Genomic DNA, 23,242 nt, shown 5'->3' with positions numbered 1-23,242 from the left:
ACTCCCTTGAATCACACGCAGCAGGCGGCAGCTGCACCGCCCGCACCCCATCACTTGAAGCCCAGCCTCCACAGCAGCAACAGGCAGACGCCGATCACCATTGCAAAAGCGTAGCGGTAGATGTAACCGGTCTGGATGCCGCGCGCCATGCGCGCAAACGCGCCGACGGCCGAAGCGGAGCCATTGACCAGCACGCCGTCGATCACGGTGCGATCACCGGCGGCCCACAGGCCGCGGCCGAGCGCACGCGCGCCGCCGGCAAAGACCACTTCATTGAACTTGTCGAAGTAGTACTTGTTTTCGAGCAGCGTGTTGATCGGGCGGAAGATCGGCGCGACGCGACCCGGCAGCGACGGCATCGCGATGTACATGACCCAGGCCAGCACCACGCCACCCAGGGCCAGCCAGAACGGCAGCGCGGTCACGCCGTGCAGTGCCATGCCGGTCGCGGTGGTGAAGTGGTGGCCGAGTTCGGCCAGCGTGTCGTGTTGCGGCAGCACTTCGACGACGCCTGAGAACCAGTCGCCGAACAGCATGGGCTGCACCGTCCAGAAACCGATGCCGACCGACGGAATCGCCAGCAGCACCAGCGGCAGCCACACCACCCAGGGGGACTCGTGCGGCTTTTCGCCCGGTGCCAGGCCGTGGTGTTCATCGGCGTGATCGTCGTCGTGCGCCGCGTGATCGTCACCGTGAGCCGCATGGGCGTGATCATCGTGCGCGGCATGCGCCGCCTTCGCGTCGTGCGCAGGCGCGTCGTGAGGGTCGTGATGCGCCTTGCCGAAGTTTTCCGGACCGTGGAATACGCGGAAGTACATCCGGAACGAATAGAAGGCGGTCACGAACACACCGGCGACGACGCAGAAGTAGGCATAGCCCGCACCGGGGATGGTCGAGAAATGCACCGCCTCGATGATCGAATCCTTCGAGTAGAAGCCGGACAGGAAGGGCACGCCGATCAGCGCGAGCGAACCGAGCAGCGACGTGAACCAGGTGATCGGCATGTATTTCCACAGGCCGCCCATGTTGCGCATGTCCTGGTCGTGGTGCATGCCCATGATGACCGAACCGGCGCCGAGGAACAGCAGCGCCTTGAAGAAGGCGTGCGTCATCAGGTGGAACACCGCCGCCGAGTAGGCCGACACGCCGAGCGCCACCGTCATGTAGCCGAGCTGCGACAGCGTCGAGTAGGCGACGACGCGCTTGATGTCGTTCTGGATGATGCCGAGGAAGCCCATGAACAGCGCGGTCGTCGCGCCGATCACCAGCACGAAGGACAGTGCGGTCTCGGACAGCTCGAACAGCGGCGACATGCGGGTCACCATGAAGATGCCGGCCGTCACCATCGTCGCCGCGTGGATCAGCGCCGAAATCGGCGTCGGGCCTTCCATCGAATCCGGCAGCCAGACGTGCAGCGGAACCTGGGCCGACTTGCCCATCGCGCCGATGAACAGGCAGATGCAGACCGCGGTCAGTAGCGGCCAGTCCGTGCCGGCCACCGTCATGGCGACCAGTTCCTCGCGCTTGGCGAACACTTCGGCGTAATTGAGCGTGCCGGCATACGCGGCGATCAGGCCGATGCCCAGCAGGAAGCCGAAGTCGCCGACGCGGTTCACCAGGAAGGCCTTCAGGTTGGCGTAGATCGCGGTCGGGCGCTTGAACCAGAAACCGATCAGCAGGTAGGACACCAGACCGACCGCTTCCCAGCCGAAGAACAGCTGCACGAAGTTGTTGCTCATGACGAGCATCAGCATCGAGAAGGTGAACAGCGAAATGTAGGAGAAGAAACGGTTGTAGCCGGGGTCTTCCGCCATGTAGCCGATGGTGTAGAGGTGCACCATCAGCGACACGAAATTGACGACCAGCATCATCATCACGGTGAGCTTGTCGATCTGGAAACCGATTTCCATCGTCAGGCTGCCGCTGGTCGCCCACGTGTAGAGCGCACCGTTGAAGCTGTTGCCCGCCTGCACGTCCTGGAAGATGACCCACGACGCCACCAGCGACACGGCGACGCCGAGGATGGTGACGCTGTGCGCCACCCAGCGCGGGATGACACGGCAGAACAGGCCGGCGATGATCGCGCCGATCAGCGGTGCCAGCGGGACGAGCAGATAGAGCTTTTGCATCGAGGTCATGTCGCTCAACCTTTCAGGCTGTCGAGATCATCGACGTGGATGGTGTTCAGGTTGCGGAACAGCACCACAAGGATGGCCAGCCCGATCGCGGATTCCGCGGCGGCTACGGTGAGGATGAAGAAAACGAAGATCTGGCCGGACGGGTCGCCCAGATAATGCGAAAAGGCGACGAAATTCATGTTCACCGCCAGCAGCATCAGTTCGATCGCCATCAGCAGCACGATGAGGTTCTTCCGGTTCAGGAAGATGCCGACGACGCTGATCGCGAACAGCAGCGCGCCCAGCACCAGGAAGTGGGACAGCGATAGGGAGAGCAGTGATGTCATGTCGTGCGCTTCTTGTCTCAGTCTTTTTCGGCCGGCATCGACACCAGGCGTATGCGGTCCTCGCGGCGCACCGCAATCTGCTTCGCCGGGTCCTGGAACTTGGTGTCCTTGCGCTTGCGCATCGTCAGCGCGATGGCGGCGATGATGGCCACCAGCAGGATGACCGCCGCCAGCTCGAACGGATACACGTACTCGGTATAGATGAGCCGGCCCAGTTCCTTGGTGTTGCTGTAGTCGGCCGCCGGCGCTTCCGGCGCCGGCGCACCGGCCGCCGAGAAGTAGCGCGCACCGAGCACGGCCACCATTTCGGCGAGCATCAGGCCGGCCACGATCAGACCGGGCACCAGATTTGCCCAGAAGCCTTCGCGCAGCCGCTCGATGTTGATGTCCAGCATCATCACGACGAACAAGAACAGCACCATCACCGCACCGACATAGACCAGCACCAGCGCGATGGCGAGAAACTCGGCGCGCAGCAGCATCCACACGCCACCCGCCGTGAAGAAGGCCAGCACGAGATAGAGCGCCGCGTGCACCGGGTTGCGCGCGGTGATCACGCGCAGCGACGCCAACACCAGAATCGTGGCGAGAAAGTAGAAGACTGCGGTATGGAAATCCATCATCTATATATGTCGTTCTTGTCCGTTCCCTGAAGCACCGCCCGCGCACCGCGCGGACCGGCACCCGTCAGCGGTATTTCGCGTCCGCTTCCCTGTCGCTGGCGATCTGGCCTTCGTAACGGTCACCGACCGCGAGCAGCATCTGCTTGGTGTAGTACAGGTCGCCACGCTTCTCGCCGTGGTACTCGAGCACGCGCGTTTCGACGATGGCGTCGACCGGACAGGCTTCTTCGCAGAAACCGCAGAAGATGCACTTGGTCAGATCGATGTCGTAACGCGTGGTCCGACGCGTGCCGTCGTCGCGCTGATCGGATTCGATCGTGATGGCCAGCGCCGGGCACACCGCTTCGCACAGCTTGCACGCGATGCAGCGCTCTTCACCGTTCGGGTAGCGGCGCAGCGCGTGCAGGCCGCGGAAACGCGGCGACTGCGGCGTCTTCTCTTCCGGAAACTGGATGGTGATCTTGCGTGCGAACAGGTGACGGCCGGTCAGCGCCATGCCCTTCAGCAGTTCGGTCAGCATCAGACCGCCAAACATGTCTTTCATCGATCCCATGACGCGTCCTTCACTTCCAGATCGACAGCGGAGACATCATCCAGCCGCCGATGAACACGAGCCACACGATGGTGACGGGAATGAACACCTTCCAGCCCAGACGCATGATCTGGTCGTAGCGATAGCGCGGAAACGTCGCGCGCAGCCACAGGAAGAAGAACAGGCAGAACGAGGTCTTGGCGGCAAGCCAGAAGATGCCGTCAGGCAGGAAACCCACAGGCGACAGCCAGCCGCCGAGGAACATGATCGACGTGAGACAGGCGATCAGGATCATGTTCGCGTATTCGGCCAGGAAGAACAGCGCGAACGCCATGCCCGAGTACTCGATCATGTGACCGGCCACGATTTCCGACTCGCCTTCGACGACGTCGAAGGGTGAGCGATTCGTTTCCGCCACGCCGGCAATGAAGTAGACGACGAACATCGGCAGCAGCGGCAGCCAGTTCCACGACAGCACGCCGACACCCATGTTGGCGAACATGCCCTCGCCCTGCCCGCGCACGATGTCGGACAGATTCAGGCTCTGCGACACCATCAGTACGGTCACCAGCGCGAAGCCCATCGCGATTTCGTAGCTGACGATCTGCGCGGCGGAACGCAGGCTGCCGAGGAAGGCGTACTTCGAATTCGACGCCCAGCCGGCGATGATGACGCCGTACACGCCCATCGACGTGATGGCCATGATGTACAGCAGGCCGGCATTGATGTCGGCCAGCACCATGCCTTCACTGAACGGAATCACCGCCCAGGCGGCCAGCGAAGGCGCAAGGGCGAGTACCGGAGCCAGCACGAACAGCATCTTGCTCGACGCCGACGGCAGCACGATTTCCTTGAACAGCAGCTTCAGGCCGTCGGCGATCGGCTGCGCCAGACCGCCGAGAAACTTGATGCCGAAGAAGGTGACGCGGTTCGGGCCATTGCGCACCTGCATCCAGCCGATGATCTTGCGCTCGGCCAGCGTCAGGTAGGCGACGCAGCCGAGCAGCGGCAGGATGATCGCGAAGATCTTGACCACGGTCCATACCGGCAGCCAGGCGGCGCCGAGCAGGTCCTGCACGGGTTGCAGCAGCGCATCCATTACACCGCCTCCGCTGTCAGGGTGCCGGTCAGGCTGCCCAGTGTTGCCGTCTGCGGCCAGCCGGCCGCCACGCGGACACAATCGGCCGGCACCGTGTCATCGAGTGCCAGATCCAGTTCGCAGGACGACGCCGCTCCACGCAGGCGCACCCGCTTGCCGGCCACCAGACCGAACTGCGCAGCCGTCGCGCTGTGCATGCGGGCAACCGGCGCGGCCGAGTCTCGCGCTGCAGCCAGTGCGGGCGCGCGACGCACCGTGGCGTCATTGCGGTAGATCGGGAAGTCGGCCACGCGCTGCAACCCGTCCGGCGACGCGGTGCTCGCCAGACTGACGCCGGTCGCCACATTGCCCAGCGCCGCGTCGGGCAGCCAGCCGCTTGCACCGGACAGCGCCTTGTCACGCACGGCTTCCGACGTGTCGAAATCGAAGCCTGGCAATTCGAGCAGGCTGCCGAGCACGCGCAACACTTTCCAGGCCGGACGGCTGTCGCCCCTGGGGCGCACGACGGCATGGAAACTCTGGATGCGGCCTTCGCAGCTCACGTAGGTACCGGAGGTTTCGGTAAAGGGCGAAATCGGCAGCAGGCAGTCGGCGTAATCCAGGCCGGTCTTGAACGGCGACATCACGATCACCGTATCGGCCGCCCGCAGCGCGGCAAGTGCGGCGGGCGGATTCGCCGAATCCACTTCCGGTTCGGTATTGAGCAGCACAATGGCGTGCAGACCGGCCGCGAGCATGTCGTGCGCATTCAGGCCCGATTGCGCGCCCACCACCTGCGCGCCGACACTGTTGGCCGCTTCGACCAGATAGCCGAACTGTGCGCCGGTGATGTCGGCCAGTGCCTGCGCCAGCGCATGCAACTCGGCGGCGTTGCTCGCCTGTTGCACGACCGAGCCGAGGAAAATCGCGCGACCGCCTTCGCCTTCGTCAATGAGGCTTTGTGCAATGCGCAGCCCACCATCCGTCACCGGACCGGCTTCGACACCAGCCGGCACGGCAACGCTGCGGATCTGCGCTGCGGCGCGCACCAGCGCGGCCAGTTCAGCAGCCATCGCCGACGGCGCGACGGTGATGCGTTCGTACAGCGTCATCAACCAGTCGCTGCCATCGACACCCAGTGCGCTGACGTGGGTACCGTGACGCGCGGCCTGACGCAGACGCTGAGCGATCAGCGGGTGATCCTTGCGCAGGAAGCTGCCGACCACCAGGGCTGCGTCGAGCTTCGACACGTCGGCGATCTTCATGCCCAGCCACGGTGCGCCGGACAGCTTGCCGTCGAGCGAGAAGTCACTCTGGCGCAGGCGGTGATCGATGTTGCCCCCGAGCCCGCGCGCCAGTTGGCCGGCGAGATACAGTTCTTCGGTGGTCGAATACGGCGCCGCGAGAACGCCGATCTTGCCGGCGCCATGGTCGCGCGCCACGCGGCGCAGACCGTTGGCAACGTATTCAAGCGCGGTCTGCCAATCGACTTCCAGCCACTGACCATCCTGCTTGATCATCGGCTTCGTCAGGCGCTGATCGCCGTTCAGCGCTTCATACGAGAAGCGGTCGCGATCGGAAATCCAGCACTCGTTGACCTCTTCGTTCTCCAGCGGCAGCACGCGCATGACCTGATCGTGCTTGACCTGCACCACCAGATTGGTGCCGAGGCTGTCGTGCGGGCTCACGGTCTTGCGACGCGACAGTTCCCAGGTGCGGGCGGAGTAGCGGAACGGCTTGGAAGTCAGCGCGCCGACCGGGCACAGGTCGATCATGTTGCCGGACAGCTCGGAATCGACCGTGTGGCCGACGAAGGCCATGATTTCCGAATGCTCGCCGCGGTTCGCCATGCCCAGTTCCATGACACCGGCGATTTCCTGTCCGAAACGCACACAGCGCGTGCAGTGGATGCAGCGCGTCATGTCGGTCGAAATCAGCGGACCGAGGTTCTTGTTGAACACGACGCGCTTCTCTTCCTGATAGCGCGACGCCGACGCGCCGTAGCCCACTGCCAGATCCTGCAACTGGCACTCGCCGCCCTGATCGCAGATCGGGCAGTCGAGCGGGTGGTTGATCAGCAGAAACTCCATCACGCCCTTCTGCGCGGTGATGGCCTGATCCGAATGCGTCTGCACCTTCATGCCGTTGGTCACCGGCGTGGCACACGCCGGCAGCGGCTTGGGCGCGCGCTCGACCTGCACCAGGCACATGCGGCAATTGGCGGCGATGGACAGCTTCTTGTGATAGCAGAAATGCGGGATGTGCACGCCCAGACGGTTGGCGGCGTCCATCACCGTGCTGCCGTCCGGCACTTCCAGCTTCTGGCCGTCGATTTCGATCTCTAGCATGCTGCGTGGTCCACGTAGATACGGCTGCCTTCGCGCTGCACGTCGACCGGGACGAGGCAGCGCTTGTGTTCGATGTGATATTCGAACTCGGAGCGGAAATGCTTGATGAAGCTCTTGACCGGCAGTGCCGCCGCGTCGCCCAGGGCGCAGATGGTGCGGCCAGCGATGTTGGTGGCGACGTTGTCGAGTACATCGAGGTCGTCCGGACGGCCCTGACCGTGCTCGATGCGATGCACCATGCGGTACAGCCAGCCGGTGCCTTCGCGGCACGGCGTGCATTGGCCGCACGATTCCTCGTGATAGAAATAGGACAGGCGCTCGAGCGACTTCACCATGCAGGCGCTTTCGTCGATCACGATGACCGCGCCTGAACCCAGCATCGAGCCGGCCTTGGCGATGGCGTCGTAGTCCATCGTGCAGTCCATCATGACGTCGGCCGGCAGCACCGGTGCCGACGAGCCGCCCGGAATGACCGCCTTGAGCTTGCGCCCGCCGCGCATGCCGCCGCACATGTCGAGCAATGTGGCAAACGGCGTGCCGAGCGGAATTTCATACACGCCCGGACGATTGACGTGACCGGACACCGAGAAAATCTTGGTGCCGCCGTTGTTCGGCTTGCCCAGCGCGAGGAACTGTTCGCCGCCATTGGCGATGATCCACGGGATGGCCGCGAAGGTTTCGGTGTTGTTGATCGTCGTCGGCTTGCCGTACAGGCCGTGACTGGCCGGGAACGGCGGCTTGAAGCGCGGCTGGCCCTTCTTGCCTTCGATCGATTCGAGCAATGCGGTTTCTTCGCCGCAGATGTAGGCGCCCCATCCGTGGTGCGCGAACAACTCGAAATCGAAGCCCTTGCCCATGATGTCCTTGCCAAGGAAACCTGCGGCACGCGCTTCGGCCAGCGCCTCCTCGAAGCGGGTGTACAAGGTCCACACTTCGCCGTGGATGTAGTTGTAGCCGCGGCTGCAGCCCATCGCGTAACCGGCGATGATCATGCCCTCGATGACCATGTGCGGGTTGTAGCGCAGCAGGTCTCGGTCCTTGAACGTGCCCGGTTCGCCTTCGTCGGAATTGCACACGACGTACTTGTCCATCGGGAACTGGCGCGGCATGAAGCTCCACTTCAGGCCGGTCGGAAAACCCGCACCGCCGCGGCCGCGCAGGTCGGACTTCTTCACCTCGGCGATGACCTGTTCCTGCGTCATGCCGGTTTCGAGGATCTTGCGCAGGGCGGCGTAACCGCCGCGCTTCACGTAGTCGGCCAGACCCCAGGTCCGGTCGCCATCCAGCCCTGCAAGCAGGATCACGGGCAGTTCGGTCGCGGCATTCATTTGAGTTCGTCCAGCAGGGCGTCGATGCGTTCGCGGGTCATCCAGCTGCACAGGCGCGTGTTGTTGACGATGATGGCCGGCGCGTCACCACAGACGCCCATGCACTCGCCTTCCTTCAGCGTGAAACGGCCATCAGGCGTCGTCTCGTTGAACCCGATGCCGAGCTTTTCCATCACGTACTCGGCCGCCTGCTCGCCACCGGACAGCGCACAGGGCAGATTGGTGCAGACGGTGACCTTCCAGCGGCCGACCGGCTTCACGTCGTACATGTTGTAGAAGGTCGCCACTTCCATCGCCGCCATCGGCGGAATGCGCAGGTGCTGCGCCACCGCTTCGATCGCGTCCGGCGACAGCCAGCCGTTCTGTTCCTGCGCAATGCGCAGGCCGGCCATGACGGCCGAAATGGCCTGGCCTTCGGGATACTTCGCGACTTCGCGGTCGATCGCCGCGCACGACGCTTCAGTCAGCGTGAAAGTCATTCTGTCCATGCTCATCGATCACTCATCGATCTCTTACCGGTCAATCTCGCCGAACACGATATCCATCGTGCCGATGATGGCGACCACGTCGGAAATCATGTGGCCGCGCGACATTTCATCCATCGCTGCGAGATGCGCGAAGCCGGGGGCGCGAATCTTCAGCCGGTAGGGCTTGTTCGCACCGTCGGACACCGCATAGATGCCGAACTCGCCCTTCGGGTGCTCCACCGCCGCGTAGCACTCGCCTTCCGGCACATGGATGCCTTCGGTGAACAACTTGAAGTGGTGGATCAGCTCTTCCATATTGCCCTTCATCGCTTCGCGCGACGGCGGCGCCACCTTGTGATTGTCAGTGATGACCGGGCCGGGATTGACGCGCAGCCAGTCGATGCACTGACGGATGATGCGATTGGACTGGCGCATTTCCTCGATGCGCACCAGATAGCGGTCGTAGCTGTCGCCATTGGTGCCGATCGGGATATCGAAATCCATGCGGTCATACACTTCATACGGCTGCTTCTTGCGCAGATCCCAGGCAATGCCCGATCCGCGCAGCATCGGGCCGGTGAAGCCGAGCGCCTTGGCGCGTTCAGGCGTCACGATGCCAATGTCGACCAGGCGCTGCTTCCAGATTCGGTTGTCGGTCAGCAGCGTTTCGTACTCATCGACGTAGCGCGGGAAGCGATCGGTGAAATCCTGCAGGAAATCGAGCATCGAACCGCTGCGGTTCTCGTTCAGCCGCTTGATCGCGTCGGCATTCTTGAACTTGTTCAGCTCGTATTGCGGCATCGAATCGGGCAGATCGCGATAGACGCCGCCCGGACGGTAGTACGCCGCATGCAGACGCGCGCCGGACACGGCCTCGTAGGCGTCCATCAGGTCTTCGCGCTCGCGGAACGCATACAGGAAAACCGTCATCGCACCGACGTCGAGCGCATGCGCGCCCAGCCAAAGCAGGTGGTTCAGGATGCGCGTGATTTCGTCGAACATGACGCGGATGTACTGCGCACGTTCCGGCACCTCGAGCTGCAGCAGCTTCTCGATCGCCATGCAGTAGGCGTGCTCGTTGCACATCATCGACACGTAGTCGAGCCGGTCCATGTACGGCACGCTCTGGATCCAGGTGCGTGTCTCGGCCAGCTTTTCGGTACCGCGATGCAACAAGCCGATGTGCGGATCGGCGCGCTGGACGACTTCGCCATCGAGCTCAAGCACCAGACGCAGCACACCGTGGGCCGCCGGATGCTGTGGCCCGAAGTTCATCGTGTAGTTGCGGATTTCAGCCATGACCGACGTCCCCGTAATGCTCTTCGCGCACGACGCGCGGCGTGACTTCGCGCGGTGCGATGCTGACCGGCTGATAGATGACGCGCTTCTGGTCCGGGTCGTAGCGCATTTCGACGTGACCGGAAATCGGGAAATCCTTGCGGAACGGATGGCCGACGAATCCGTAGTCGGTCAGCAGGCGGCGCAGGTCGCCGTGGCCGGTGAACATGATGCCGAACAGGTCGAACGCCTCACGCTCGAACCAGTTGGCGGCGGGCCAGACGTCGTTCACCGACGCGATGACCGGGAAATCGTCGTCCTGGATCAGCACGCGCAGACGAAGACGCAGGTTGGACGCAACCGACATCAGGTGGCACACCACCGCGTAGCGCGCACCCGAAGAGCGTGTCGCATGCGTCGAGTAGTCGATGCCGCACAGGTCGATCAGTTGTTCGAACGGCACGTCCGCGTGGTCGCGCAACGCGAGCGCCATGTCGTGATAGTCGACGGAACCGACTTCGAGTGTCAGTTCACCGAGCGCGGACGTCGTTGTCCGGAGGCGTTCGCCAAACTGCGCGAGCAATGTCTCGCGCAGGGATTCAAGCCGAGAGCTCATGATGTTCAACGCGCGATCGTGCTGGTGCGACGAATCTTGTTCTGCAGTTGCACCAGACCGTAAATCAACGCCTCGGCTGTCGGAGGACAGCCCGGCACATAGACATCCACCGGCACGATGCGATCACAGCCGCGCACCACGGAATAGGAGTAATGGTAGTAACCGCCGCCGTTGGCGCATGACCCCATCGACAGTACCCAGCGCGGCTCGGGCATCTGGTCGTACACACGGCGCAACGCCGGCGCCATCTTGTTGCACAGCGTGCCGGCAACGATCATCAGATCGGACTGGCGCGGACTGGGACGAAACACGATGCCGAAGCGATCAAGGTCATAACGCGACGCACCGGCCTGCATCATCTCGACGGCACAACAGGCCAGACCGAAGGTCATCGGCCACAGCGAACCCGTGCGCGTCCAGTTGATCAGCTTGTCCAGCTGCGTCGTGACGAAGCCTTCCTGCAGTACACCTTCAATGCTCATCGCTCAATCCGTCGAAAAAACTGCAAGTACCGGGGGAACAGCCAGCATGTTCATTCCCAGTCTAGTGCGCCCTTCTTCCATTCGTAGACAAACCCCACAACGAGGATGCCGAGGAAGATCATCATCGCCACGAAACCAAACATGCCGATCTCTTCGAGCACGATGGCCCACGGGAAGAGGAAGGCGATTTCAAGGTCGAACAGGATGAACAGGATGGCCACGAGGTAATAGCGGACGTCAAACTTCATCCGCGTATCTTCGAACGCCTCGAAGCCACATTCGTAGGGGGATAGCTTTTCGGGGTCGGGACGACTGGGTCCGACGAGCTTGCCGGCGAGCATCGGCACGAAACCGAAGGCGACACCGATCAGGATGAACAGCAGGACCGGGAAATATTCGATCAACATGACGGGTTGTTCATGCGTAAAAACTGTTCCGGCGACACGGTGAGTAGTCCGGGGCCGGCATCGACACAGGGCCGGATGGACCCTGCATCACGTTGCACTGCAGCGTGAAACGCGCGGAGTATAGCGCGTTTCACATCAGCCGAAACCTACTTGGGGATATCGCCAGCCTTCGAATCGGGATTCTGCGCTTCCGGGGCCTGAGGCGCAGCCGGCACGGCAGGCACCGTAACACTCTTGGCCGCGTCGATGACCGAACTGGCGCCGGAGCGCGGCTGATTGGTCGCGATGTAGCTCAGTGCGAGACTGGTGCAGAAGAAGACGGCCGCCAGCGCGCCGGTGGCACGACTGAGGAAGTTGGCCGAACCGGACGAGCCGAACAGGCTGCCCGATGCGCCACCGCCGAACGCGGCCCCCATGTCTGCGCCCTTGCCATGCTGCAACAGCACAAGAACGATCACGGCAATTCCGACCAGAACGTGGATCGAAAGTACTACTGAAAAAACGATGCCCATCAAATCACCTCAGGATGCAGCAGCAGCTGCAACGATGGCGAGGAAATCCCCCGCCACCAGCGCCGCGCCGCCAATAAGACCGCCGTCAATGTCAGGCTGGCTGAAAAGTTCGGCTGCGTTTTGCGGCTTGACACTGCCGCCATAAAGAATCGATGTGCGCGCCGCTACCGCTGCATCGCACAGCGCACCAAGGTGCGCACGAATGAAGGCGTGCACCGCCTGCGCCTGCGCCGGCGTGGCCGTCACGCCGGTACCGATGGCCCATACGGGTTCATAGGCAATCACGCAGCGCGCCAGGGCCTCGCTTCCGATCCGCTGATGGACCGCCGTCAGCTGCCGCTCGACCACGGATTCGGTCACGCCACGTTCGCGCTCGTCCAGCGTTTCGCCGACACACAGGATCGGAGCCAGACCGGATGCCAGCGCGGCTTCTGTCTTGACTGCGACCAGCGCATCGCTCTCACCGTACAGTGCGCGCCGTTCGGAATGGCCCACAAGCACGTATCGACAGTCGAAATCCGCCAGCATCGCGCCCGACACTTCGCCTGTGTAGGCACCGGATTTCACGTGCTCGCTCAGGTTCTGGGCACCCCAGCCGACAGAAGACCCCGAAAGCAGCTCAGCGGCCTGATGCAGATAGGGAAACGGCACGCAGACCGCCACCGGGAATCCCGGGGCCGGCGCATCGCGCAAGGCCTCGAGCAGCTCGGTGTTGACCGCCTTCGAGCCATGCATCTTCCAGTTGCCTACGACCAGTGTTCGCATCGCCGCCACAGTCACCTGCCAAAAGCAAAACCCCGGATTCTAGCGCATGGCCGCGCAAAAATCCGGGGTTCGCACGTCGGACGGCTGCAGGTCAGCCGAATCGACCGGTGATGTAGTCTTCGGTTTCCTTGCGCTGCGGCTTGATGAATATCTGGTCGGTCAGGCCGAATTCCATCAGTTCGCCCATGAACATGTAGGCGGTGTAGTCGCTGACGCGCGCCGCCTGCTGCATGTTGTGGGTCACGATGAGGATGGTCACCTTGTCCTTCAGTTCGGTCACCAGTTCCTCGATGCTCGCGGTGGCGATCGGATCCAGCGCCGATGTGGGCTCATCGAACAGGATGATTTCCGGATCGGTCGCCAGTGCGCGCGCGATGCAGAGCCGCTGCTGCTGCCCGCCGGACAGATTGGCGCCCAGCTCGTTCAGGCGGTTCTTGACCTCTTCCCACAGTGCCGCGCCGCGCAGCGCTTCCTCGACGCGCTCGTCGATCACCGAACGGCGCTTTTCGCCGCGCACACGCAGGCCGTAGGCAACATTCTCGTAGATGGACTTGGGAAACGGATTCGGCTTCTGGAACACCATGCTGATGCGCATGCGCACCTCGATCGGATCGACTTCCTTGTCCAGCAGATTGGTGTTGTCCGGGTGCAGCAGGATCTTGCCGTCGTAGCGGTTGCCGGGATACAGGTCGTGCATGCGGTTGAAGCAGCGCAGCAGCGTCGACTTGCCGCAACCCGACGGGCCGATCAGCGCCGTCACCTTCTTTTCATGCACCGGCATGTTGATGCCCTTGAGGGCATGAAAGGCGCCATAGTGGAAATCGAGGTTCTGCACCTCGGCCTTGGTGGCAATGTTCGCGTCGGTCACGGTGTTCATGTCGGATCTCTCAGAATGCAGGGGGCAGAGCCACTTACCACTTGATGTTGCGGCGCAGACGGTAGCGCAGCCAGATTGCAGTACCGTTCATCGCCAGCGTCATCAGCACGAGCACGAAGCCGGCGGCGGCAGCGTTGACCTGGAAGGCGGCCTCGGGACGGGATGTCCAGTTGAACATCTGGATCGGCATCACCGTGAAGGGTGCGAACAGCCAGTCGAAATTGATGAAGGGCGCGACGTCACCAATCGGCGCAGGCGGCAGGAACGCGATGAAGGTCAGCGCGCCGATCGTGATGATGGGCGCCGTTTCACCGATCGCTCGGGCCATGCCGATGATGATGCCGGTCAGTATGCCGGCGCTCGAATACGGCAGGATGTGATCCTTCACCGTTTGCCAGGTCGTCGCACCGCAGGCATACGAGCCTTCACGCACCATCTGCGGAATGGCACGGATCGATTCGCGGGTTGCCACAATGACGACAGGCAGAATCAGCAAGCCCAATGTCAGGCCGGCCGAAAGCACGCTCTGACCGAAACCGAACTTGTACACGAACAAGCCGAGCGCCAGCAGGCCATACACGATGGACGGCACGCCGGCGAGGTTGGTCACGTTGATTTCGATGATGTCGGTCACCCAGTTCTTCGGCGCGTACTCTTCCAGATAGATGCCGGCGGCGACGCCCAGCGGCACGGCAGACATCGCGGTCACGAGCATGACCAGGATGGTGCCGACCCACGCCGACAGGATGCCGGCGCTGCCCGCACGGCGCGACGGGAAGTTCGTCATGAAATCGTAGTCGAGGCGTTCCCACCCTTTCATCGCCATGTCCGCAAACAGCGCGGTGAAAGTGAGCACGCCGACCATCAGTGCGAGCAAGCCCAGCAGCCCGAACAGCATGTCCCAGCGCTTGTGGCGCGTGATGATGGCCCGGATGGCCTGGATATCCTGTTGATTCATCGCTCAGTACACCTCACGGAAGCGCTTGCGCAGGTAGTAGCCAAGCAGGTTGAAACACAGGGTCAGCAGCATCAGCATCAGGCCAGCGGCAAAGATCGTCTGGTAGCCGATCGAGCCGTGCGGCAGGTCACCCAGCGCCACCTGCACGATGTAGGACGTGATGGTCGCGCCCGGTTCGGTCGGATTCAGAGTGAGATTCGGCTGCATGCCGGCCGCGACGGCAAGAATCATCGTTTCGCCAACCGCGCGCGAAATGCCGAGGATGTAGGCCGAAGCGATGCCGGACGTCGCCGCCGGCACCACGGTGCGCAGCGCAGTCTGCAGACGCGTGGCGCCCATGGCATACGAACCTTCGCGCAGGCTCATCGGTACCGCGCGCATCGCGTCTTCCGACAGCGAACTGACGTAGGGAATGATCATGATGCCCATGACCAGACCAGCCGACAGCAGACTGAAGCCGGGAAGTTCCGGGAAGAATATCTGCAGTATCGGCGTCACCACGGTCAGTGCGAAGTAGCCATAGACGATGGTCGGAACGCCGCCGAGCAGTTCGAGGAAAGGCTTGGCGATTTCGCGCGTCCGGAATGACGCGAATTCAGACAGGTAGATCGCGATGATGGTACCCAGCGGCAAAGCCACCGCCAGGGCGACAAAAGAGCTGGTGAGCGTGCCCGACAGCAGCACCATGATGCCGTAGTGGGCATCGTCGAACAGCGGGGTCCATTGCGTGTCGGTCAGGAAGTCCCACAGCGAGACGTGTTCGAACAGCATCAGCGATTCGCTGACGAGCACATAGACGATGGCGATCGTCGTGATCACTGACACCGACGCGGCCGCGAACAGGACGAATTCGATCAGCCTTTCCTTGATGTGACGGGATGCGCGCTTGCGCAGGCGGTCGCTGACCGTATCGGGCGCACTCGACAAAGGTGCTGACATGGGCGGGGCGTTGGCGGACATTTGGGGCGCTCATTCTATCGGCCGCGGGCAGTTGCGGCGACTGGACAGCAAAAAGCCCCGGACTTGCGCCCGGGGCATCTCTGCGCCTGCTTTATTCCTTCGGATCGCGCTTGAGCAGTTCCGACACCGTTACGCCCACTTCGGCCACTCCGCCGAAAGCGGTGCCCGTGCGCTTCTTGGTGAAGTTGTCGAGCGCGTGTTTGTAGTCGGCCTTGGTCAGCGGCACATACTTCACTTCCTTCACCAGCTCTTCGCTTTCGTTGAGGTAAAACTCGACGAACTCCTTGATCTCCGGACGGCTGATTTCGGCCGCATTCACGTAGATGAAGATCGGGCGCGACAACGGCTGGTAATCACCGGCGATCACCGCTTCGAGCGACGGCAGAACCGGCTTGCCGGTCTTCGGATTGACGATGGGGACCGCCTTCAGCTTGTCCTGGTTTTCCGCGTAGTAGGCGTAGCCAAAGTAGCCGATCGCATTCACGTCGCGCGACACGCCCTGCACCAGCACGTTGTCGTCTTCCGAGGCGGTGAAGTCGCCGCGGCTGGATTTCGACTTGCCGACGATGGCTTCGGTGAAGTAGTCGAAGGTGCCCGAGTCGGCACCCGCGCCGAACAGCTTCATCGGCGCATCCGGCCACGCCGGGTTGACCTGGTTCCACTTGGTGATCTTGCCCTGGGCGGACGGCTCCCACATCTTCTTCAGCTCTTCGACCGTCGCCTGCTTCAGGAAGGTGTTCTTCGGGTTCATCACGACGGTCAGCGCGTCGAAGGCAACCGGCAGTTCGATGTACTTGATGCCGGCTGCCTTGCAGTCCGCCATTTCCTTCTCGAGGATGGGACGCGAAGCGTCCTGGATCGCGGTCTCGCCGCGGCAGAACTTCTTGAAGCCGCCGCCGGTGCCGGAAATCCCCACGGTCACCTGCACCTTGCCCTTCTTCAGCTTCATGAATTCTTCGGCAACCGCTTCGGTCACCGGAAATACGGTGCTGGAACCGTCGATCTTGATCAGCGCCTGAGCGAGAGCCGAGCCGGATGCAAACAGGGCGCCAAGGGCGGCGGTCAGGGTGGCGATCTTGCGTACGTTCATCAGTAGTCTCCGTGAGGTGTCATCGATTTCGATGCGACCTGCGCAGTCTATGAAGACTTTGTTACAGCCATGTGAAGGTGTAACAATTGATCGAACCACCCATCCGGGCGTCGTCAAACGGCCTGCAGCGCCTGTTCCAGATCATCCACGATATCGTCGATGTGCTCGATGCCGATCGACAGCCGCACCATGTCTTCCGACACGCCTGCCCGCTTCAGTTCGTCCGGCGACAGCTGGCGGTGGGTGGTCGAGGCCGGATGGCAGGCCAGCGACTTGGCGTCGCCGATATTGACCAGCCGGGTGACCAACTTGAGCGCGTCCTGGAAGCGCGCCCCGGCCTCTCGACCGCCCTTGACGCCGAAGGTGAGCAGCCCGGACGCCTTGCCGCCGAAGTAGCGTTGTATCAGGCCGTGGCTCGAATGCTCAGGCAGCCCCGCGTAATTGACCCACTCGACCTTGGGATGCGACTGGAGATATCGGGCGACCGCAGTCGCGTTCTCGCAGTGGCGGTCCATGCGCAGCCCCAGTGTTTCGAGTCCCTGCAGGATCAGAAAACTGTTGAATGGCGAGATCGCTGCGCCCATGTTGCGCAGCGGCACCGTGCGTGCCCGGCCGATGTAGGCCGCCGGCCCCAGCGCCTCGGTGTAGATCACGCCGTGATAGCTCACTTCCGGCTCGTTCAGCCGGCGAAAGCGCGCCTTGTGCTCGGTCCACGGGAAACGGCCGCCGTCGACGATGATGCCGCCGATGCTGGTGCCGTGGCCGCCCATGTACTTGGTCAGTGAATGCACGACGATGTCGGCGCCGTGCTCGATCGGCCGTGTCAGCCAGGGCGAAGGCACGGTGTTGTCGACGATCAGCGGCACGCCGGCGCGGTGCGCCACGTCGGCGAAGGCCGCGAAGTCGACCACGTTGCCGAGCGGATTGCCGATCGATTCGCAGAACACCGCCTTCGTGCGCGCGTCGATCTTCGCTGCCGCCGAGGCCGGATCGGCTGCATCGACGAAGCGCACCTCGATGCCGTACTGCGGCAGCGTGTGCGCGAACAGATTGTAGGTACCGCCGTACAGCGCCGACGTGGCGACGATGTTGTCGCCCGCCTCGGCGATGGTCATGATCGCGTAGGTGATCGCCGCTTGGCCGGACGCCAGCGCCAGCGCCCCGATGCCGCCTTCGAGCGCGGCGACGCGCTGTTCCAGCACGTCGCTGGTCGGGTTCATGATGCGGGTGTAGATATTGCCCTTGACCTTGAGGTCGAACAGGTCGGCCCCGTGCTGGGTGTCGTCGAAGGCGTAGCTGGTGGTCTGATAGATCGGCACCGCCACCGCCTTGGTGGTCGGATCCGGCGAATACCCTGCGTGGATGGCGAGCGTGTCGAAACGCATGGTCGTGTCCTCCCTGACTTGAAGGGCGGAAATCTACACGCGACAGGCCGCTTGCACAAAAGCGGTGCAGCAAAAGAAAATGCCGCCCCGCGAGCGCGGAGGCGGCATGGCCGGACGAAGACTGCCGTGCGGTCAGGCAGCCATCGCGGACTTCACGACTTCGGCCAGTCGCGTCGCGAGCCGACCGACTTCCGCCGCATCCTGCCCTTCGACCATGACGCGCAACAAGGGCTCGGTGCCCGACGGACGCAGCAGCACCCGGCCACGCTGGGCCAGCTCACCTTCGACCTCGATGCGCGTCTGATCGATGATGGGCGCCTTGGACCAGTCGAATCCCGGGCGCAGCTTCACATTGACGAGCTTCTGCGGATAGAGCTTCAACCCGGAGCAGGCCTGATCAAGACCCATGTCCTGCGAGCGCAGCGCCGCGAGCACCTGCAGTGCCGCGACGATGCCGTCACCTGTCGTATGCCGATCGAGGTCTATGATGTGACCCGAATTCTCGCCACCCAGGCGCCAGCCCTGCCTGTGCAGGGTTTCCAGAACGTAGCGATCGCCGACCTTGGCGCGCGCCAGGCCCACGCCCATCTCGTTCAATGCGTGTTCGAGCGCCAGATTGGTCATCAGGGTACCGACGACGCCGTTCAGCCGGCCTTCCCGCAGCCGCTGGCCGGCGATCACGTACAACAGCTCATCGCCATCGTAAATGCGACCGGATCCATCGCACATCATCAGGCGGTCGGCGTCGCCGTCGAGTGCGATGCCGATGTCCGCACCATGGGTGCGTACCGCCTCCGACAGCGATGACGGCACCGTGGCACCCACACCGTCATTGATGTTCATGCCGTTCGGGCTGCAGCCGACGCACACGACCTCGGCACCCAGTTCGTGGAAGACCTTGGGGGCGATCGAATAGGCAGCGCCATGCGCGCAGTCGAGCGCAATCTTCAGTCCGCGAAGATCGAGTTCGGTCGGGAAGGTGCTCTTGCAGAATTCGATGTAGCGACCCGGCGCATCCTCGATGCGGCGCGCCTTGCCCAGTCGCGACGACTCCATGCAGCCCATCGGCTCGTCGAGCAGTGACTCGATCTGCAGTTCCACCTCATCCGGCAACTTGGTGCCGCGTGCGGAGAAGAACTTGATCCCGTTATCTTCGAACGGGTTGTGCGACGCGCTGATCACGACGCCCGCCTGCAGGCGCAACGCGCGCGTCAGATAGGCAACGGCCGGCGTCGGCACCACCTTGGCCAGCACGGTATCGACGCCCGCAGCCGCAAAACCGGCTTCCAGCGCGGCTTCGAGCATGTAGCCCGACACCCGCGTGTCCTTGCCGATGAGCACCGCCGGGTGTTCGCCGGCCGGCAGATGTTCGGTCGCCACCAGCACGCGTCCGGCGGCATAACCCAGCCGCATCACGAAATCGGGGGTAATCGGCGCCTGGCCGACACGGCCACGCACCCCATCGGTACCGAAATAACGTCTCGACATCTTCTTCGTCTCCTCAAGGGCGGTCGGGGAAAACCCCTGCGACCTGCCAGACGGCCAGCGCATCGCGCGTCGCCGCCACATCGTGTACGCGTACCATCCACGCGCCGCGCGCGACCGAGGCCAGCGCCGCCGCGACACTCGCCGCCGTCCGGTCGGTCACCGGACGTCCGGTCAGCCGCCCGAGCACCGACTTGCGCGATAGACCGACCAGCAACGGGTAACCGCATCGGGAAAGTTCGGTCAGTCCCTGGAGCAACGCCAGATTGTGCGCCGAGGTCTTGCCGAACCCGAAACCCGGATCGAGCATGATCCGTGACCGATCAACGCCCGCATCCTGCGCCTGCCGGGCGCTTTGCAGAAGGAAATCAGTCACTTCACGGCATACATCGGCATAACTGGGCGAAACCTGCATGGTTTGTGGTGTGCCTTGCATGTGCATGATGCACACGCCGGCATCGGTCGCTGCGACGACCTCCAGCGCCCCGGGTGCGCGCAGGCCGTTGATGTCATTGACGAGAGACGCGCCCGCAGCCAGTGCAGCCCGCATCACCTCCGGTTTCCAGGTGTCGATCGACAAAGGCACGCCCAGTCCGGCGAGCGCTTCGATGACCGGAACGACACGGCGTAATTCTTCATCCAGCGATACGGGATCGGATCCCGGACGGGTCGATTCGCCGCCGATGTCGAGCATGTCCGCCCCATCGGCGATGAACTGCTCGGCCTGCGCAACCGCGCGCTCGAGGTCGAAGGCCACACCATCGCCCGAGAAGGAATCCGGTGTGGCGTTGATGATGCCCATGATCAAGGGGCGGTCGAGCGGAAGGCGGTAGTCACCGCAGTGAAAGCCTGAGGCGGCGGAAGGTGGGTTCATGGCGCTCACAAAAGAAAACCGGAGGCATCAGCCTCCGGTCGGGGTTCCAGCATCCTGCCTTGATCAGGCTGGCGCAGCCGCGCTCGGGGCGGCACCCGGCGTATTGCTGTCGGCCGAAGGCTTCGGCGGACGCGACGTCGGCTTGGGCGGGCGAACCGGCCGGCTGTTCATCACGTCGTCGATCTGATCGGCATCGATGGTTTCGAAATCGAGCAGCGCCTGGGTCATCGCCTCGACCTTGTCGCGGTTCTCCTCGAGCAAGCGGCGGGCTTCGGCGTAGCGGTCATCGATGATGCGGCGGATTTCCGCATCAACCCGCTGCATGGTCGTTTCCGACATGTTGCGGTGGGTGGCCATCGAACGGCCGAGGAACACTTCGCCTTCCTCCTCGCCGTACACCATGGCGCCCATCAGATCCGACATGCCCCACTGCGTCACCATCCTGCGGGCCAGATCGGTCGCACGCTGGAAGTCGTTCGCCGCACCGTTGGTCATCTGGTGCATGAAGATTTCTTCTGCGATGCGCCCTGACAGCATCATCGAAATGAGCTGCAGGCAGTATTCCTTGTCGTAGCTGTAGCGATCCTTTTCCGGCAGCGACATGGTCACGCCCAGCGCACGGCCACGCGGAATGATCGTCACCTTGTGCACCGGGTCGCACTTGGGCAACAGCATGCCGACGACTGCGTGACCCGACTCGTGATAGGCGGTGTTCCGCTTTTCTTCCTCGTCCATGACCATGGTGCGGCGCTCCGCGCCCATGATGATCTTGTCCTTGGCGCGCTCGAAGTCTTCCATGTCGACCACGCGCTTGTTGCCGCGCGCAGCGAACAGGGCCGCCTCATTGACCAGATTGGCCAGATCGGCACCGGAGAATCCGGGCGTACCGCGGGCGATGATCTCCGCCTTCACGTCAGGCGCCAGCGGCACCTTGCGCATATGCACCGCGAGAATCTGTTCGCGACCGCGGATATCCGGCAGCGGTACCACGACCTGACGGTCGAAGCGGCCCGGGCGCAGCAGTGCGGGATCGAGCACGTCCGGACGGTTGGTCGCAGCGATCACGATGATGCCGGTCTGACCTTCGAAGCCGTCCATCTCGACCAGAAGCTGGTTCAGGGTCTGTTCGCGTTCGTCGTTGCCGCCGCCCATGCCGGCACCACGCTGGCGACCGACCGCGTCGATTTCGTCGATGAAGATGATGCAGGGCGCCTGCTTCTTGGCCTGTTCGAACATGTCGCGAACACGTGCCGCACCTACGCCGACGAACATTTCGACGAAGTCGGAACCGGATATCGAGAAGAACGGCACCTTCGCTTCGCCGGCGATCGCCTTCGCGAGCAGCGTCTTGCCGGTGCCGGGCGAACCGACCAGTAGCACACCCTTAGGAATGCGGCCACCCAGTTTCTGGAATTTCGACGGATCACGCAGGAATTCGACCAGTTCGACAACTTCCTCCTTCGCCTCGTCGCAGCCCGCGACATCGACGAACGTGATGGTATTGGTCGATTCATCGAGCAGCCGAGCCTTTGACTTGCCGAACGAGAACGCGCCGCCACGGCCGCCACCCTGCATCTGACGCATGAAGAAGATCCAGACGCCGATCAGCAGCAGCATCGGGAACCACGATACGAAGATGCTCATCAGGAAGCTCTGCTCTTCTTCGGGCTTCGCGACCACCTTGACGTTGCTCTTCAGCAGATCGCTGACCAGCCAGATGTCCTGTGGCGGCGCATAGGAGGTGATGCGCTTGCCGTCGACGGTCGCGGCATTCAGCGTCCGGCCCTGGATTTCAACCTTCGCGATGCGCCCGGCCTTGACCTCGTCAAGGAACTCGGAGTACTCGACCGTGCCCTGTGCCGCCTGGCGCTGGTTGAACTGGTTGAAAACCGTCATCAGCACGATGCCGATCACGAGCCAGATTGCTAGATTTTTGAACATGTTGTTCAAGGCAGTTCCTCAGTATCTCGATGGCCGGGAAACCGGCCGGATCAATGCAGCAACAGACAGACCAGACGAGGCGCCTTATGTTCCGGGTCCGGGGCAGTACTTTTCAGACGGACGGCTCGCCGCGCCTGCCGCGACACAGAAGATACACCTCTGCACTGCGGTCGCGCGAACTGTCGGGTTTTCGCACGGATACGGTGTCGAAAAGCTGTTCCATGTCGCGCCGCAGCGCGTCAAAGCCGGTGCCCTGGAACACCTTGACCAGCATGTCGCCGCCGCCCTTCAGGTATTCGCGTGAAAACTCGAGCGCCAGTTCAAGCAGGTGAATCGAACGCGCCTGGTCAGTCAACGCGATTCCGGTCAGATTGGGGGCCATGTCCGACAATACAAGCCCGACCGGCCGACCGTCCAGCGCCGACACCAGCTGGGCAAGCGTTTCGTCTTCGCGAAAGTCGCCCTGGATGAAATGAACACCGGCCACAGGCTCCATCGGCAGCAGGTCGAGCGCGATGACACGACCGCCCGGCAACGCCTTCTTGGCGGCCACCTGCGACCAGCCGCCGGGCGTGCTGCCCAGGTCGATCACCACCTTGCCGGGGCCGAGCAGTCGGTCGCGTTCGTCGATCTGCAGCAACTTGAACGCGGCGCGCGAGCGGTAGCCCTGCGCCTGCGCCTGCTTGACGTAGGGGTCGTTGATGTGGTCGTGCACCCACTGGCGGCTGGTTTTGTTCTTTGCCATGACTTAGACTTGCGCGCCTTTACGGAT

The 23,242-nt window shown here is 63.0% G+C and carries 23 protein-coding genes; all 23 read right to left on the bottom strand.

What is annotated here, in order from left to right; genetic code table 11:
• Window positions 1–50 precede the first annotated feature (50 nt).
• Complete coding sequence (gene nuoL / locus ACTIFF_RS09015; protein WP_439536514.1) at window positions 51–2,138, bottom strand: NADH-quinone oxidoreductase subunit L; 2,088 nt, start codon at window positions 2,136–2,138, stop codon at window positions 51–53.
• A gap of 5 nt (window positions 2,139–2,143) precedes the next feature.
• Window positions 2,144–2,464 (bottom strand): NADH-quinone oxidoreductase subunit NuoK, encoded by a 321-nt coding sequence (gene nuoK, locus ACTIFF_RS09010; protein ID WP_069039998.1) that lies wholly within the window; start codon window positions 2,462–2,464, stop codon window positions 2,144–2,146.
• 17 nt (window positions 2,465–2,481) lie between these two features.
• Window positions 2,482–3,084: an NADH-quinone oxidoreductase subunit J gene (locus ACTIFF_RS09005; protein ID WP_069040741.1), complete on the bottom strand. Its 603-nt coding sequence runs from the start codon at window positions 3,082–3,084 to the stop codon at window positions 2,482–2,484.
• 67 nt (window positions 3,085–3,151) lie between these two features.
• Complete coding sequence (nuoI, locus tag ACTIFF_RS09000; RefSeq protein WP_439536513.1) at window positions 3,152–3,640, bottom strand: NADH-quinone oxidoreductase subunit NuoI; 489 nt, start codon at window positions 3,638–3,640, stop codon at window positions 3,152–3,154.
• 10 nt (window positions 3,641–3,650) lie between these two features.
• Window positions 3,651–4,718: an NADH-quinone oxidoreductase subunit NuoH gene (nuoH, locus tag ACTIFF_RS08995; protein WP_439536512.1), complete on the bottom strand. Its 1,068-nt coding sequence runs from the start codon at window positions 4,716–4,718 to the stop codon at window positions 3,651–3,653.
• Complete coding sequence (gene nuoG, locus ACTIFF_RS08990; protein WP_439536511.1) at window positions 4,718–7,045, bottom strand: NADH-quinone oxidoreductase subunit NuoG; 2,328 nt, start codon at window positions 7,043–7,045, stop codon at window positions 4,718–4,720. Before nuoG ends, nuoH begins: the two co-directional genes overlap by 1 nt.
• On the bottom strand, window positions 7,039–8,373 hold the full coding sequence (gene nuoF / locus ACTIFF_RS08985; RefSeq protein WP_439536510.1) for an NADH-quinone oxidoreductase subunit NuoF: 1,335 nt from the start codon (window positions 8,371–8,373) through the stop codon (window positions 7,039–7,041). Before nuoF ends, nuoG begins: the two co-directional genes overlap by 7 nt.
• Complete coding sequence (gene nuoE, locus ACTIFF_RS08980) at window positions 8,370–8,852, bottom strand: NADH-quinone oxidoreductase subunit NuoE (protein WP_439536651.1); 483 nt, start codon at window positions 8,850–8,852, stop codon at window positions 8,370–8,372. Before nuoE ends, nuoF begins: the two co-directional genes overlap by 4 nt.
• Window positions 8,853–8,885: 33 nt before the next feature.
• Window positions 8,886–10,139: an NADH-quinone oxidoreductase subunit D gene (locus tag ACTIFF_RS08975; RefSeq protein ID WP_257080805.1), complete on the bottom strand. Its 1,254-nt coding sequence runs from the start codon at window positions 10,137–10,139 to the stop codon at window positions 8,886–8,888.
• Window positions 10,132–10,734 (bottom strand): NADH-quinone oxidoreductase subunit C, encoded by a 603-nt coding sequence (locus tag ACTIFF_RS08970; protein WP_439536509.1) that lies wholly within the window; start codon window positions 10,732–10,734, stop codon window positions 10,132–10,134. The genes ACTIFF_RS08975 and ACTIFF_RS08970 overlap by 8 nt, the downstream gene beginning before the upstream one ends.
• Window positions 10,735–10,739: 5 nt before the next feature.
• Window positions 10,740–11,216 carry a NuoB/complex I 20 kDa subunit family protein gene (locus ACTIFF_RS08965; RefSeq protein WP_018411439.1) on the bottom strand — a complete coding sequence of 159 codons (477 nt, stop codon included), beginning with the start codon at window positions 11,214–11,216 and terminating at the stop codon, window positions 10,740–10,742.
• 50 nt (window positions 11,217–11,266) lie between these two features.
• Entirely contained in the window at window positions 11,267–11,623 is a 357-nt protein-coding gene (locus ACTIFF_RS08960; RefSeq protein WP_069039991.1) for an NADH-quinone oxidoreductase subunit A, read from the bottom strand.
• Window positions 11,624–11,769: 146 nt separating this feature from the next.
• Window positions 11,770–12,135, bottom strand: a complete 366-nt coding sequence (gene secG, locus ACTIFF_RS08955; RefSeq protein ID WP_439536508.1) for a preprotein translocase subunit SecG — start codon at window positions 12,133–12,135, stop codon at window positions 11,770–11,772.
• Window positions 12,136–12,144: 9 nt separating this feature from the next.
• Window positions 12,145–12,900 (bottom strand): triose-phosphate isomerase, encoded by a 756-nt coding sequence (gene tpiA / locus ACTIFF_RS08950; RefSeq protein ID WP_439536507.1) that lies wholly within the window; start codon window positions 12,898–12,900, stop codon window positions 12,145–12,147.
• 91 nt (window positions 12,901–12,991) lie between these two features.
• A complete protein-coding gene (pstB, locus tag ACTIFF_RS08945; RefSeq protein WP_439536506.1) occupies window positions 12,992–13,777 on the bottom strand; it encodes a phosphate ABC transporter ATP-binding protein PstB in 786 nt (261 codons plus the stop codon).
• Window positions 13,778–13,811: 34 nt separating this feature from the next.
• Window positions 13,812–14,735 (bottom strand): phosphate ABC transporter permease PstA, encoded by a 924-nt coding sequence (pstA, locus tag ACTIFF_RS08940; protein WP_439536505.1) that lies wholly within the window; start codon window positions 14,733–14,735, stop codon window positions 13,812–13,814.
• Between the two features lie 3 nt (window positions 14,736–14,738).
• Window positions 14,739–15,695, bottom strand: coding sequence for a phosphate ABC transporter permease subunit PstC (gene pstC / locus ACTIFF_RS08935; RefSeq protein WP_439536504.1), 957 nt, complete (start codon window positions 15,693–15,695; stop codon window positions 14,739–14,741).
• A gap of 91 nt (window positions 15,696–15,786) precedes the next feature.
• On the bottom strand, window positions 15,787–16,785 hold the full coding sequence (locus ACTIFF_RS08930; protein ID WP_439536503.1) for a PstS family phosphate ABC transporter substrate-binding protein: 999 nt from the start codon (window positions 16,783–16,785) through the stop codon (window positions 15,787–15,789).
• Window positions 16,786–16,898: 113 nt separating this feature from the next.
• A complete protein-coding gene (locus tag ACTIFF_RS08925) occupies window positions 16,899–18,170 on the bottom strand; it encodes an O-acetylhomoserine aminocarboxypropyltransferase/cysteine synthase family protein (protein ID WP_439536502.1) in 1,272 nt (423 codons plus the stop codon).
• A 132-nt stretch (window positions 18,171–18,302) separates the two neighbouring features.
• Window positions 18,303–19,658 carry a phosphoglucosamine mutase gene (glmM, locus tag ACTIFF_RS08920; protein WP_439536501.1) on the bottom strand — a complete coding sequence of 452 codons (1,356 nt, stop codon included), beginning with the start codon at window positions 19,656–19,658 and terminating at the stop codon, window positions 18,303–18,305.
• Window positions 19,659–19,671: 13 nt separating this feature from the next.
• Window positions 19,672–20,457, bottom strand: a complete 786-nt coding sequence (folP, locus tag ACTIFF_RS08915; protein WP_439536500.1) for a dihydropteroate synthase — start codon at window positions 20,455–20,457, stop codon at window positions 19,672–19,674.
• A gap of 135 nt (window positions 20,458–20,592) precedes the next feature.
• On the bottom strand, window positions 20,593–22,479 hold the full coding sequence (gene ftsH, locus ACTIFF_RS08910; RefSeq protein ID WP_439536499.1) for an ATP-dependent zinc metalloprotease FtsH: 1,887 nt from the start codon (window positions 22,477–22,479) through the stop codon (window positions 20,593–20,595).
• 103 nt (window positions 22,480–22,582) lie between these two features.
• Window positions 22,583–23,215, bottom strand: a complete 633-nt coding sequence (locus tag ACTIFF_RS08905; RefSeq protein WP_439536498.1) for an RlmE family RNA methyltransferase — start codon at window positions 23,213–23,215, stop codon at window positions 22,583–22,585.
• Between the last annotated feature and the right edge of the window lie 27 nt (window positions 23,216–23,242).

It is taken from the genome of Methyloversatilis sp. (genome assembly GCF_051861465.1).
GTDB lineage: Bacteria > Pseudomonadota > Gammaproteobacteria > Burkholderiales > Rhodocyclaceae > Methyloversatilis.
Note: the sequence above shows the minus strand (reverse complement) of the source record. Positions and strands in the feature narration are given on the sequence as shown.

Coding starts and splice junctions, on each gene's coding strand:
- ACTIFF_RS08960 (WP_069039991.1), bottom strand. CDS start 11,623: ATGTTGATCGAATATTTCCCGGTCCTGCTGTTCATCCTGATCGGTGTC.
- ACTIFF_RS09005 (WP_069040741.1), bottom strand. CDS start 3,084: ATGGATTTCCATACCGCAGTCTTCTACTTTCTCGCCACGATTCTGGTG.
- ACTIFF_RS08930 (WP_439536503.1), bottom strand. CDS start 16,785: ATGAACGTACGCAAGATCGCCACCCTGACCGCCGCCCTTGGCGCCCTG.
- ACTIFF_RS08965 (WP_018411439.1), bottom strand. CDS start 11,216: ATGAGCATTGAAGGTGTACTGCAGGAAGGCTTCGTCACGACGCAGCTG.
- ACTIFF_RS08975 (WP_257080805.1), bottom strand. CDS start 10,139: ATGGCTGAAATCCGCAACTACACGATGAACTTCGGGCCACAGCATCCG.
- pstA (WP_439536505.1), bottom strand. CDS start 14,735: ATGAATCAACAGGATATCCAGGCCATCCGGGCCATCATCACGCGCCAC.
- nuoF (WP_439536510.1), bottom strand. CDS start 8,373: ATGAATGCCGCGACCGAACTGCCCGTGATCCTGCTTGCAGGGCTGGAT.
- nuoL (WP_439536514.1), bottom strand. CDS start 2,138: ATGACCTCGATGCAAAAGCTCTATCTGCTCGTCCCGCTGGCACCGCTG.
- tpiA (WP_439536507.1), bottom strand. CDS start 12,900: ATGCGAACACTGGTCGTAGGCAACTGGAAGATGCATGGCTCGAAGGCG.
- secG (WP_439536508.1), bottom strand. CDS start 12,135: ATGGGCATCGTTTTTTCAGTAGTACTTTCGATCCACGTTCTGGTCGGA.
- ACTIFF_RS08925 (WP_439536502.1), bottom strand. CDS start 18,170: ATGCGTTTCGACACGCTCGCCATCCACGCAGGGTATTCGCCGGATCCG.
- nuoH (WP_439536512.1), bottom strand. CDS start 4,718: ATGGATGCGCTGCTGCAACCCGTGCAGGACCTGCTCGGCGCCGCCTGG.
- pstC (WP_439536504.1), bottom strand. CDS start 15,695: ATGTCCGCCAACGCCCCGCCCATGTCAGCACCTTTGTCGAGTGCGCCC.
- nuoE (WP_439536651.1), bottom strand. CDS start 8,852: ATGACTTTCACGCTGACTGAAGCGTCGTGCGCGGCGATCGACCGCGAA.
- nuoG (WP_439536511.1), bottom strand. CDS start 7,045: ATGCTAGAGATCGAAATCGACGGCCAGAAGCTGGAAGTGCCGGACGGC.
- glmM (WP_439536501.1), bottom strand. CDS start 19,658: ATGTCGAGACGTTATTTCGGTACCGATGGGGTGCGTGGCCGTGTCGGC.
- nuoK (WP_069039998.1), bottom strand. CDS start 2,464: ATGACATCACTGCTCTCCCTATCGCTGTCCCACTTCCTGGTGCTGGGC.
- pstB (WP_439536506.1), bottom strand. CDS start 13,777: ATGAACACCGTGACCGACGCGAACATTGCCACCAAGGCCGAGGTGCAG.
- folP (WP_439536500.1), bottom strand. CDS start 20,457: ATGGGCATCATCAACGCCACACCGGATTCCTTCTCGGGCGATGGTGTG.
- ACTIFF_RS08970 (WP_439536509.1), bottom strand. CDS start 10,734: ATGAGCTCTCGGCTTGAATCCCTGCGCGAGACATTGCTCGCGCAGTTT.
- nuoI (WP_439536513.1), bottom strand. CDS start 3,640: ATGGGATCGATGAAAGACATGTTTGGCGGTCTGATGCTGACCGAACTG.
- ACTIFF_RS08905 (WP_439536498.1), bottom strand. CDS start 23,215: ATGGCAAAGAACAAAACCAGCCGCCAGTGGGTGCACGACCACATCAAC.